We start from the raw sequence: 12,275 nt of genomic DNA, 5'->3' as shown, positions 1-12,275 counted from the left end.
TCCCCGTCGTCATCATCGACGAAGATTTCCGCTCCGAGAACATCTCGGGTTCCGGCATCCGGGCTTTGGCCGAAGCCATCGAGAAAGAAGGCGCGGAAGTGCTCGGGTTGACGAGCTACGGCGATCTGACCTCGTTCGCGCAGCAGTCGAGCCGCGCGTCGTGCTTCATCCTCTCGATCGACGACGACGAACTGCTGCCGTACGTCGACAACGTGGTCGTCGAAGGCGAGACACCCGAACTCGCGGCCGCGATCGTCGCGCTGCGCGCGTTCGTGACCGAAGTGCGCCGTCGCAATGCCGATATCCCGATCTTCCTGTACGGCGAGACGCGCACCTCGCGCCATCTGCCGAACGACATCCTGCGCGAACTGCACGGCTTCATCCACATGTTCGAGGACACGCCGGAGTTCGTCGCACGCCATATCATCCGCGAGGCGAAGGTGTACCTGGATTCGCTCGCGCCGCCGTTCTTCAAGGAACTGGTGCAGTACGCGGAAGAGGGTTCGTACTCGTGGCACTGCCCGGGCCACTCGGGCGGCGTCGCGTTCCTGAAGAGCCCGCTCGGCCAGATGTTCCACCAGTTCTTCGGCGAGAACATGCTGCGCGCCGACGTCTGCAACGCGGTCGACGAACTCGGCCAGCTGCTCGACCACACCGGTCCGGTCGCGGCCTCGGAGCGCAACGCCGCGCGCATCTTCAGCGCCGACCACGTGTTCTTCGTGACCAACGGCACGTCGACGTCGAACAAGATCGTCTGGCACGGCACGGTTGCGCCGGGCGACATCGTGCTGGTCGACCGCAACTGCCACAAGTCGATCCTGCACGCGATCACGATGACCGGCGCGATTCCAGTGTTCCTGACGCCGACCCGCAACAACTTCGGCATCATCGGCCCGATCCCGCGCAGTGAGTTCGAACCGGAGAACATCCGCAAGAAGATCGAGGCGAATCCGTTCGCGCGCGAAGCGCTCGCGAAGAACCCGAACCTGAAGCCGCGCATCCTGACGATCACGCAAAGCACGTACGACGGCGTGGTCTACAACGTCGAGATGATCAAGGAGATGTTGGGCGAATGGCTCGACACGCTGCACTTCGACGAAGCGTGGCTGCCGCACGCTGAATTCCACGAGTTCTATCAGGACATGCACGCGATCGGCGCGGGCCGTCCGCGCATCGGCGCGATGGTGTACGCGACGCACTCCACGCACAAGCTGCTCGCCGGCATCTCGCAGGCGTCGCAGATCGTCGTGCAGGATTCGAAGAACAGCCGCTTCGACAAGCATCGCTTCAACGAGGCGTATCTGATGCATACGTCGACGAGTCCGCAGTACGCGATCATCGCTTCGTGCGACGTGGCCGCGGCGATGATGGAAGCGCCGGGCGGCACCGCGCTCGTGGAGGAATCGATCGCCGAAGCGCTCGACTTCCGCCGCGCGATGACCAAGGTCGACACCGAATACGGCGACGACTGGTTCTTCAAGGTGTGGGGCCCGGACCAGTTCGCCGAGGAAGGCATCGGCTCGCGCGAAGACTGGATGCTGCGTCCGGACGACGCGTGGCACGGCTTCGGCCCGCTCGCCGAAGGCTTCAATATGCTCGACCCGATCAAGGCGACGATCGTCACGCCCGGTCTCAACATGGACGGCGGCTTCGACGACACCGGCATTCCGGCGGCGATCGTCACGAAGTACCTGGCCGAGCACGGCATCATTGTCGAGAAGACGGGCCTGTACTCGTTCTTCATCATGTTCACGATCGGCATCACGAAGGGCCGCTGGAACTCGATGGTGACCGAGCTGCAGCAGTTCAAGGACGACTACGACACCAACCAGCCGCTGTGGCGCGTGCTGCCCGAGTTCGTCGCGCATCATCCGATGTACGAGCGTGTCGGCCTGCGCGATCTGTGCCAGCAGATCCACAGCGTGTATCGCGCGAACGACATCGCCCGTCTGACGACCGAGATGTACCTGTCGAGCATGGAGCCGGCGATGAAGCCGTCCGACGCATTCGCGAAGCTCGCGCACCGCGAGATCGACCGGGTACCGATCGACGAACTCGAAGGCCGCGTCACGTCGATCCTGTTGACGCCGTATCCGCCGGGCATTCCGCTGCTGATTCCGGGCGAGCGCTTCAACAAGACCATCGTCAACTATCTGCGTTTCGCGCGCGAGTTCAACGAGCGCTTCCCAGGCTTCCATACGGATATCCACGGGCTCGTCGGCGAAATGGTCAACGGGCGCATCGAATATTTCGTCGATTGCGTGCGCTTCTGACGATGGCGTGGGTGAAGTTGCTGACGGGCCTGCCCGCTATCGGGCCTTGGCGGCGCGCGGCCGGCGTGCTGAGCTTCGCGCTCACGGCCGGTACCCTGGTGCTCGTCGCCATCGCTAGTCCGGCGGCGCATGCGGAGGTGGCCGCCGCCGATCCGATCGATGCGGCGATGCGCACGTGTCTCGCGCGCGCCGACATGTCGACGACGATCGGGCAGGTGCAGTGCATGGACAATGCGCGCATCGGCTGGATGGCCGCGGTCGATAGCGCGTACCAGCAGTTGCTCGCGAAGGTGCCGCCCGCGCGGCGCAGGCTATGGGAAAAGAGCCAGTCGAGCTGGCTCGCGTCGCGCGATGCCGAGAAGCAGCTGCTCGCCGCGGTGTTCGCAACGACCCAGGGCTCGATGTACGTGCTTTCCGAAGCCGACATGCAACTGCAGCCGGTGCGCGACCGCGCGCTCGTGCTGCGCAGCGCGCTCGCCGATGCGAGCGGTCCGGCGCCGCGCCGGCCGCGCGCGTGCAACGCCGATGCGCGTTGCGAACACGCGATGTTCGATCTGAACCGCTACTACCGTGTGCTCGAAGCGAAGATGCCGGCGAAGTCGCGGCCGACGCTGGTGCACGCGCAACGCGCGTGGAATGCGTATCTGACGGCATCGACGCCGCTCGTCGACGAGCGCGGACGTATCGACATCATCGGCGCGCGCGTCGCGACGATCAAACGGCTCTCCGAAACGGCCGGCAACCACTGACGGCCGCCGAGCGGCGCGACCCGCCGCAGATTCAATCCCATCGAACCCCATCTGCGCGCGGCTGAGGCGGCGCAAGCGCCGGCTCGCCGCGCAGATCGCGCATCGCATCCTCGATGATCGCGGACATCGTGTTGAGCGCGAGGTCGTTGTCGTCGGTGCCGAACGGTTCTTCGAGCTGCGACGCGATCGCTTCGTGCGCCATGAACGTGTACGCGACGAACACCGCGAACACCGGCGTGAAAATGCCGATGCTGTTGACGAGCCCGAACGGCAGCGACGCGCAGAAGAAGTACACGGTGCGGTGGATCATCACCGAATATGCGAACGGCAACGGCGTCGAAGCGATGCGCTCGCAGCCGCCGATCACGTCCGATAGTCCGTTCAGATTGCGGTCGAACGCGAGCGCCGTGATCGGATCGAGAGTGCCCGCGCGCGCCGCGCGCTGCACCCATTCGCCGAGGCACAGCATCAACGTGGCCGGCTTGTAGCGTGATCCCATCACTCGTTCGAGCAGTGCGCCGGGCAGCCGCGCGGCAAGGTCGTCGCGCGGTTCGGTCTTGCGCAACTGGTGACGCAGCGCATGCGGGAGCGCGCTAAGAATCGCCAGGAACGCGGCGGCTTCTTCTTTGGGCAACTCGGGCGACGGCAACGTCAGCGCCTGGCGCGTCAGCGAGCGCGACTCGTTGAGCAATTGCCCCCACAGCTTGCGCGCTTCCCACCAGCGGTCGTAGCTCGCGTTGTTGCGAAAGGCGAGAAACACCGCGAGCGCAATGCCGACCAGCGAGAACGGCGCGATCGAATTCAGGTTCAGGCTGACGGGCAGCAGATGATCGTGCGCGGCGAGCGCAATGATCGAGATGACAAAGATCAGAAAAAGCCGCGGCAGCAACTGCGGCAGCACCGAGCCGCGCCACGCGAGCAGCATGCGGAACCAGTGGAGATGCGGGCGAATGATCATGGACGCGCGGTTCGTCTGAAGCGATAGAGCGCTCATTATCGATCGCTTTTCGTGTCCCCCGAACAGAAAAACCCGCGGCGGGTGCATCGTCTCCGATGCGCACGCCGCGGGTTCGTCCACCGCAAGCGAAGCGGACAGCGCTAAGTCAGCCTCAGTCGCGCGCCGACGAAGCCGCGCCGTGACTCAGCCAGTCGAGTACGGCCGTCGCGTCGTCGTCGGCGCCTTCGCGCGCTTTCTCGACGGTCTCGGCTACTTCATCGCTCGGCACCGCGCGGCGAATCGCTACGCCGACCGCAAGAATGTCGATCATCACGAGGTGCAGAATGCGCGAGATCATCGACAGTTGCGACTCGCGAATCTCGATGTGATCGGTTTCCAGCGCGACGGTCGCGCGCTTCGCGAGCGGCGTGTTGCTCGACGTGATCGCGATCACCTGCGCGCCGGCCTGCATCGCGACGTCGAGCACGCGCAGCAGCTCGGGCGCGCGCCCCGACTTCGACACCGCGACGATCACGTCGCCTTTGCCGAGCAGCGCGGCCGAGGCCGCCTGCATGTACAGATCCCCGTACGCGATGGTCGGAATACCGAAGCGGAAGAACTTGTAGTGCGCATCTTGCGCGACGATGTTCGAGTTGCCGAGCCCGTAGAACTCGATGCGCCGCGCGCCGTTCAGCAGGTCGATCGCGCGTTCCACGTGCTCGAAGTTCAGATGCTCGCGCAACTGCAGGATCGCCGACACAGTATTGTCGAGCACCTTCGCGCCGAAGTCGGTCGCGGTGTCGCCGAGATGCACCTGGCTGTGGCTGACCGGAATCGTGCCGGTCAAACCGGTCGCGAGCTTCAGCTTGAAATCGGACAGCCCCTGGCAGCCGAGCGAGCGGCAGAAGCGGATCACGGTGGGCTGACTGACGTCGGCCTTGCGCGCGATGTCGACGATCGGATCATTGATGATCGAACGCGGATGGTTCAGCGCGAGGTCGGCGACGCGGCGCTCGGCCGGCGTCAGCGCGTCGCGCATCTGGCGAATCCGCTCGAACACCGCCGACGAGCTGCCGCCCGCGCGGTTCGACAACTGCTCCGCGAGAATCGCCGATACGCCGAGGAACGCCGGGTATTCGGCGGTGATCACGTAGGTCGGCACATTCTGCAGATACGCCTCGAAGCGGCCCTTCGCCTCGAAGCGCTGGCGGAACGACGAACGCGCGAACAACTCACCGAGACGCGGCACGACACCGCCGCCGATATAGATGCCGCCGAGCGCGCCGAGCGTCACCGCGATGTTGCCGGCGAAGGTGCCGAGAATGCCGCAGAACACGTCGACCGATTCGGCCGCGAGCGGCTCGCCTTCGTGCGCGCGCTTGACCACCTCGGCCGGATTGACGCTGGCCGGCACGCGTTTCTTGTCGCGGCCCGCGAGCGCGCGATAGATCACCTCGAGGCCCGGACCCGCGGCCACCCGTTCGAACGACACGTGCGACCACTTCTTGCGCGCGTAGTGCAGCACGATCTCTTCGCGTTCGTCGGCGGGCGCGAAGGTGGCGTGGCCGCCTTCGCTGCCGAGCGCGATCCAGCGGTCGTCGGCGGGGATCAGGCCCGACACGCCCATGCCGGTGCCGGGGCCGAGCAGGCCGATCACGCTGTTGGGCCGGCGCTGGCCGCCGCCCACCTGCACGCGCTGCGTGTCGGTGAGGCCGGGCAGCGCCATCGCGAGCGCGGTGAAGTCGTTGACGACGAGCAGCGTGTCGAAGCCGAGCGTGCGGCGCGTCGCTTCGATCGAAAAGGTCCAGTCGTGATTGGTCATGCTGACCTGGTCGCCGTCGACTGGGTTCGCAATCGCGATCGCCGCGTGATTGACGCGGCCGATCTTCGTGTCCTGCAGATACTTCTTGATGACGTCGGCGACGCTCGGATACTCGGCGCAAGGATAGACCTGCACCGAGCCGATTTCGCCGGGGCCCGTCTCGAGCGCGAAACGCGCATTGGTACCGCCGATGTCGGCCAGCAGCCTCGGTCCATCGGCGTGCTGGGCCGCGCCCGGCACAGCTTTAGTTTGCACACCAGTAGACATCGAGTCTCACTCCCTTGTCGTTTGCCAGTTGCGAGATGGCATTTTTTTGTAGCGCAGCGGATGCGGCGTTGAGCACGTCCATCTTGCGCGGTCCTGCAATCAGCAGAAACAGATGCTTGACGTCCTTCAGCGCGGACAGCGACCAGCTCACGCGCGCGTGCGGCGCCGCGCCCGGATGCACCGCGACGAAACGCTCGGTCGTGGTGATCGCGTGATCCCATTCGGGCGCATCGGCGAAGATCGACGCGGTGTGGCCGTCTTCGCCCATACCCAGCACCGCGACGTCGGGTGCCGTGGCGAAGCGCGCGTCCGCGTTCAGCGCGGCAACGTGCGAGTGCAGATCCTGGCTGGTGTCGACGAGCGGCCAGAAGGTCGCGTGTTGCGCGGCGTTCTGCAGCAACGTGGCGCGCACCAGCTGCGCATTGCTCGCGCTATCGGTCTCCGGCACCCAGCGGTCGTCGACCAGCGTGATCGCGATGCGGGGCCAGTCGAACGTCTGCGTCGACAACGTTTGCAGAAACGGACGCGGGCTGCTGCCGCCGGACACGGCCAGCATGGCCGGGCGCGCGAGCGGGGTTGACGTCCCGGTGCCGGCCGCCTGTGCGGCAAGCGACGCATGCAACGCGTCGCCCACCGCTTTCGCCAGCGCGTCGGATTGGGCGCGCTGGTCGTCGAAAGCGTGAAGCTCGATCACTTCTCCTCCGTGCTGCATTCTTGTTGGATCTGCGGAATCAGCCTGACTGCTGTCGCGCGATGCCTGCATGGCGGGGTGGCCCGCAGATGCCTGACGCGATACCGGCGCGACTCCGTTCAGTTCGTCGGTGGTGTTGCCGGCGCCGCGCGCCGAAATGTTCATCGCGCGCGGCGCCGTCTGTCAATTCATCAAACTCAATTCTCTTCTTCGAGCCAGCAGGTGCCGTGCTGGGCGAGCATCGCGCTCGCCGCGGCCGGTCCCCACGTGCCCGCCGCGTACGGCTTGGGCGGCTTGGTCGAGGCTTTCCATTCGTTCAGGATCGGCTCGACCCAGCGCCATGCGGCTTCCTGTTCGTCGCGCCGCACGAACAGCGCGAGGCGCCCGTGAATCACGTCGAGCAGCAGCCGCTGATACGCCTCCATCTGGCCTTCGCGGAAGAACCGGTCGAACGCGAGATCGAGGTACACGCTCGCGAGGTTCATACCCTCGCCGGGCTGCTTCGCGAGACAGTACAGACGAATCGTCTCGTTCGGCTGCAGACGGATCACGAGGCGATTCGCGCCCGCGCGCAGCGCCGACGCGCCAAGCGCCGAATGCGGCACCGCACGGAAATTCACGACGATCTCGGCGACGCGATCGGCGAGCCGCTTGCCGGTACGCAGGAAAAACGGCACGCCGGCCCAGCGCCAGTTCTCGATCTCGACCTTCAGCGCGACGAAGGTCTCGGTCGAGCTGTCCGGCTTCACGCCGTGCTCGGTCGCGTAGGCCGGCACCGTGTTGCCGCGGATCACGCCCGAATGATACTGGCCGCGCACCGCGACCTTGCCGATTTCCTGCGAATCGACCGGTTTTAGCGCGCGCAGCACGCGCAGCTTCTCGTCGCGAACCGAGTCGGAATCCATCGAGTGGGGCGGCTCCATCGCGACGATCGACAGCAGCTGCAGCAGGTGGTTCTGCACCATGTCGCGCAGCGCGCCGGTATTGTCGTAGAAATCGCCGCGCGCTTCGACACCGAGTTCCTCGGCGATCGTGATTTGGATGCTTTCGACCCATTCGCGGCGCCACAGCGGCTCGAACAGCGCATTGCCGAAGCGCAGCGCGAGCAGGTTCTGCACCGGCTCCTTGCCGAGGTAATGGTCGATCCGGTAGATCTGCTCTTCCGCGAAAATTTCGCCGACCGCGTCATTGATTGCATTCGACGACTTCAGGTCGTAGCCGAGCGGCTTCTCGAGCACGATGCGCGCGTTGTTATTCAGACCCACCGCGGCGAGCGCATGGCAGATCGGCACGAACAGCGACGGACCGGTCGCCAGATAGAACACGCGGATGCCGGGCATATCCTGGATCGCGTCGCGCAGTTGCGCGAAGTCATCCGGATTGCCGAGATCGATCTTCACGAACTCGATGCGCGCGAGGAAGCTCGTCCACGCGGCTTCGTCGAGGCCGTTTTTCGACACGTGCGGCTTGACGTGCCCGTCGACCCACTGCAGGTACTCGCCGCGATCCGCGATGTGCCGCGCGACCGCGACGATCTTGCCGTTATCGGCGAGCATGCCGCCCGCGCGGTGCGCCTCGAACAGCGCGGGCAGGATCTTGCGCATCGACAGGTCGCCGGTGCCGCCGAAGAGAACGAAGGTGAAGCTTGAGTCGGTATGCATGAGTCTCCGTCGATGTCCTGAAAGGCCGCCGCGCTGATCGGACACCGCACGCGCAGCGACCTGGAAGAGCGACCGTAGTCCGATAAAATATTTTTTGACACTGAATTGTAGTTTAACTACAATCCAAATCAAGAGGTAGCGTTAATTCGAAGAAAAAAGCGTGCGCTGTGCAGACGAATTGCACGCTTTTTGCGAATCGGCGGGCGTCCCCGGCATGCTAACGGACAATGGGGCAACGCTTTCCGGTACGCGCCAGCAGGGTGCCGGCGGACCTTACGGAAAGCCGGGGAGTCGACGGGCTTGCGGGTCGTTTCCGTGGCCGACGTCAGGCTGGCGTCGGATTGGTGTATGAGGTACCTCGAGTCTGCCGCGCGATGCGGGCAGGCAAAAATCAAAAGAGGAGACAGTCAGTTGCATCCCGAATCACTCACCTCTTGAGCGTCTAGCGGCCGGACATCGGTCCGCCGGCACATGCCCTCGCGCATGCGCCCGACCGTGCTCGATCGCCCAGTTTTTGCCTGTTTGAACCAACCACAGCACCCTGGCGACATCAGGGGCCATTCGTTTTTTTGTTCAGGTGTCTGGAGGAGATAAGCAATGAAATTTCGCGCGATCATGGGCGCTCTGTGCGCTGCGGGTCTGATGTGTGGCGTGTCGGCCGTGCAGGCCGCCGAGTCGATCGAAGTGCTGCACTGGTGGACTTCGGGCGGCGAATCCAGGGCCGTCGGCGTCCTCAAGGACGACATGACGAAGCAGGGCTACACGTGGAAGGACTTCGCGGTCGCAGGCGGCGCTGGCGCGGCTGCGATGACGGCACTGAAGACGCAGGTGATCTCGGGCAACGCGCCGAGCGCCGCGCAGATCAAGGGTCCGCTGATCCAGGACTGGGCTTCGCAGGGCGTGCTGGTGCCGATCGACTCGGTCGCTGGCGACTGGAAGAAGAACCTGCCGCCGCAAGTCGACAAGATCATGCAAGCGGACGGCCACTATGTCGGCGCGCCGTTCTCGGTGCATCGCGTGAACTGGCTGTACATCAACAAGGCGGCACTGGACAAGGCAGGCGGCAAGGTGCCGACCACGTGGCCTGAGTTCTTCGCGGTGGCCGACAAGATGAAGGCCGCGGGCATCCAGCCGATCGCGATGGGCGGCCAGCCGTGGCAAGACCTGACGCTGTGGGAAGACGTCGTGCTGTCGGAAGGCGCGGACTTCTACAAGAAGGCGCTCGTCGACCTCGACGAGAAGACCCTGACCTCGGAGAAGATGGTCCAGGTGTTCGACACGGTCCGCAAGATCCAGGGCTACTTCGACGCGGGCCGCACGGGCCGTGACTGGAACCTCGCCACGGCGATGGTCATCAACGGCAAGGCCGGCATGCAGTTCATGGGCGACTGGGCGAAGGGCGAGTTCACCAACGCCGGCAAGAAGTCGGGCACGGACTACATCTGCGCGGTGGTGCCGCAAACGGACAAGGCCTACACGTTCAACGTCGACTCGTTCGTGTTCTTCCAGCAGAAGGGCCAGAAGGCCGCGACGCCGGGCCAGCTCTCCCTCGCGAAGACGATCATGTCGCCGGAGTTCCAGGAGCAGTTCAGCCTGTACAAGGGTTCGATCCCGGTGCGTCTCGGCGTGCCGATGGACAAGTTCGACGACTGCGCGAAGAAGTCGTACGCGGATGAGCAGATCGCGATCAAGGCCGGCGGTTATGTGCCGTCGCTCGCTCACGGCATGGCTCAGCCGGATGCCGCGGCAGGCGCGATCTCCGACGTGGTCACGAAGTTCATGAACTCGCAACAGGATTCGAAGACCGCGGTTCAGGCTCTCGCGAAGGCAGCGAAGACCAAGTAAGCGCAAGTACGAAGCGTTGCGCCCGGCCGCTTGCATCTGAAGCGCTGGGCGCGCCCTTCGGGCCGTGTCGGGTCGGACCTCATCTGCTTTGATTCGCAGCGCAGTCCGGCACAACGCGGCTTACCCGGGTTTCATGGAGTCACACCCAGGCCGTCGCGGTCCCGCGCCATTCGCGCACGGGCAGCCCGGCGGTACAGTTTCAGCAGGAGTCGAGTAGTGACTGCTTCCATCAGCGGGAACGGGAAAACGGCCACCGTCGCCCGCCGCACGTCGCCCATGGCGGCCCTTGCCGATCGCTATATTCCGAAGCTGGTGCTCGCACCCAGCGTCGTGATCAGCCTCATCTTCGTGTATGGCTTTATCGCAATTACCGGCTATCTGTCGCTGTCTACTTCGCGACTGATGCCTCGTTGGGAGTTCGCGGGTCTCGACCGCTATCGCGAGCTGTTCCAGAACGACGTGTTCTGGACTTCGGCCGCGAACCTCGGCTGGTTCGGCATTCCGTTCATCGGTATCTGCATCGGTCTGGGTCTGTTGCTCGCGATCCTGCTCGATCAGCAGATCCGCAACGAAGGCGCGCTGCGCGCCGTGTTCCTGTATCCGATGGCGCTGTCGTTCATCGTGACCGGCACCGCGTGGCAATGGATTCTGTCGCCGGGCATCGGCATCGAGAAGGTGTTTCACGACTGGGGCTGGACGAGCTTCGAGTTCAACTGGCTCGGCGACCCGGACCGGGCGATCTTCTGTATCGTGATCGCGGCGGTCTGGCAATCCACCGGCTTCGTGATGGCGCTGTTCCTCGCCGGTTTGCGCGGCGTCGACAGTGAAATCTTCAAGGCCGCGCAGATGGACGGCGCGGGCCTGCCGACCATCTACCGCAAGATCGTGATTCCGAGCATGCGGCCGGTGTTCTTCTCCGTGCTGCTGATTCTTTGCCACATCACCATCAAGACGTTCGACCTGGTCGTCGCGCTGACCGCCGGCGGTCCGGGCACGTCGTCGTCGCTGCCGGCCATCTTCATGTACACGTTTTCGTTCAATCGCGGACAGCTCGGCGTCGGCGCGGCCTCGTCGATCATGATGCTCGCCACCGTGGTGGCCGTGCTCGTGCCGCTGATGTATCTGGAATCGAGGAGCACCCGCAATGCAATCTAAGATGACGATAAGCCGTGCCGTCATTTACGCGGCCCTGCTTCTGTTCGCGCTGTACTTCCTGTTTCCGCTGTACGTGATGCTGTCGACGTCGTTCAAGGACATCGATCAGCTGCGCACCGGCAACCTGCTGACCCCGCCGACGAGTTGGACCTTCGCGCCGTGGCTCAAGGCGTGGAGCGGCGCATGCACGGGCGTGCGTTGCGAAGGCATGCAGCCGTTCTTCATGAACTCGGTGCGCATGGTGATTCCTGCCGTGCTGATCTCGTCGATCATCGGCGCGTTCAACGGCTACGTGCTCACGCACTGGCGCTTCCGCGGGGCCGATCCGATCTTCACGATGCTGCTGGTCGGCTGCTTCATCCCGTTCCAGGCGATCCTGCTGCCGATGGCGCGCCTCGAAGGCATCCTCGGCCTGTCGAACACGGTGAGCGGTCTGGTGCTCGTGCACGTGATCTACGGTATCGCGTTCACCACGATGTTCTTCCGCAACTTCTACGTGAGCGTGCCGGCTGAACTCGTGAAGGCGGCGCGTATCGACGGTGCGGGTTTCTTCACGATCTTCACGAAGATTCTGCTGCCGGTGTCGCTGCCGATCTTCATGGTGTGCCTGATCTGGCAATTCACGCAGATCTGGAACGACTTCCTGTTCGGTATCGTGTTCTCCGGCGTCGATTCGATGCCGATCACCGTGGCGCTGAACAATCTCGTGAACACCTCGACCGGCGTGAAGGAATACAACGTGGACATGGCCGGCGCGATCATCGCGGCGCTGCCCACGCTGCTCGTCTACATCATCGCCGGACGTTACTTCGTGCGCGGCCTGACCGCGGGCGCGGTGAAGGGCTGACCAGATTTGACCCCGGGGGCGTGCCCCC

General features: G+C 64.5%; 9 protein-coding genes. 5 read left to right on the top strand and 4 right to left on the bottom strand.

All coding sequences use genetic code 11. From position 1 onward, the window contains the following. Together AB3X94_RS36485 and AB3X94_RS36480 are read left to right on the top strand one after the other, a co-directional pair. A partial coding sequence (locus AB3X94_RS36485; RefSeq protein WP_368614037.1) for an Orn/Lys/Arg decarboxylase N-terminal domain-containing protein occupies positions 1-2,273 on the top strand: 2,273 nt, incomplete at its 5' end. Between the two features lie 2 nt (positions 2,274-2,275). Beyond that, positions 2,276-3,022 carry a lysozyme inhibitor LprI family protein gene (locus AB3X94_RS36480; protein WP_176110635.1) on the top strand — a complete coding sequence of 249 codons (747 nt, stop codon included), beginning with the start codon at positions 2,276-2,278 and terminating at the stop codon, positions 3,020-3,022. Between the two features lie 31 nt (positions 3,023-3,053). On the opposite strand, the gene AB3X94_RS36475 is transcribed toward AB3X94_RS36480, so the two are convergent. The 4 genes from AB3X94_RS36475 to zwf form a co-directional block, all read right to left on the bottom strand. Next, positions 3,054-3,980, bottom strand: coding sequence for a bestrophin family protein (locus tag AB3X94_RS36475; RefSeq protein ID WP_368614036.1), 927 nt, complete (start codon positions 3,978-3,980; stop codon positions 3,054-3,056). Positions 3,981-4,131: 151 nt separating this feature from the next. Beyond that, positions 4,132-6,048: a bifunctional transcriptional regulator/glucokinase gene (locus AB3X94_RS36470; protein WP_176109295.1), complete on the bottom strand. Its 1,917-nt coding sequence runs from the start codon at positions 6,046-6,048 to the stop codon at positions 4,132-4,134. Then, on the bottom strand, positions 6,026-6,742 hold the full coding sequence (pgl, locus tag AB3X94_RS36465) for a 6-phosphogluconolactonase (RefSeq protein ID WP_368614038.1): 717 nt from the start codon (positions 6,740-6,742) through the stop codon (positions 6,026-6,028). The genes AB3X94_RS36470 and pgl overlap by 23 nt, the downstream gene beginning before the upstream one ends. A 194-nt stretch (positions 6,743-6,936) precedes the next feature. Then, positions 6,937-8,400, bottom strand: a complete 1,464-nt coding sequence (gene zwf, locus AB3X94_RS36460; RefSeq protein ID WP_368614035.1) for a glucose-6-phosphate dehydrogenase — start codon at positions 8,398-8,400, stop codon at positions 6,937-6,939. Between the two features lie 597 nt (positions 8,401-8,997). Between zwf and AB3X94_RS36455 the strand changes: the two genes are divergently transcribed. The 3 genes from AB3X94_RS36455 (at position 8,998) to AB3X94_RS36445 (ending at position 12,247) form a co-directional block, all read left to right on the top strand. Beyond that, on the top strand, positions 8,998-10,245 hold the full coding sequence (locus tag AB3X94_RS36455; RefSeq protein WP_176109293.1) for an ABC transporter substrate-binding protein: 1,248 nt from the start codon (positions 8,998-9,000) through the stop codon (positions 10,243-10,245). A gap of 216 nt (positions 10,246-10,461) precedes the next feature. After that, positions 10,462-11,400 carry a carbohydrate ABC transporter permease gene (locus AB3X94_RS36450; RefSeq protein ID WP_368614034.1) on the top strand — a complete coding sequence of 313 codons (939 nt, stop codon included), beginning with the start codon at positions 10,462-10,464 and terminating at the stop codon, positions 11,398-11,400. After that, positions 11,390-12,247 (top strand): carbohydrate ABC transporter permease, encoded by an 858-nt coding sequence (locus AB3X94_RS36445; protein WP_176109291.1) that lies wholly within the window; start codon positions 11,390-11,392, stop codon positions 12,245-12,247. The genes AB3X94_RS36450 and AB3X94_RS36445 overlap by 11 nt, the downstream gene beginning before the upstream one ends. The last annotated feature ends 28 nt before the right edge of the window (positions 12,248-12,275 follow it).

Origin of the sequence: Paraburkholderia sp. BR10923 (assembly GCF_040948765.1) — a bacterium.
Taxonomy (GTDB): Bacteria; Pseudomonadota; Gammaproteobacteria; order Burkholderiales; family Burkholderiaceae; genus Paraburkholderia; species Paraburkholderia youngii.
The sequence above is the reverse complement of the archived record's forward strand: the minus strand, read 5'-3'. Positions and strand labels throughout refer to the sequence as shown.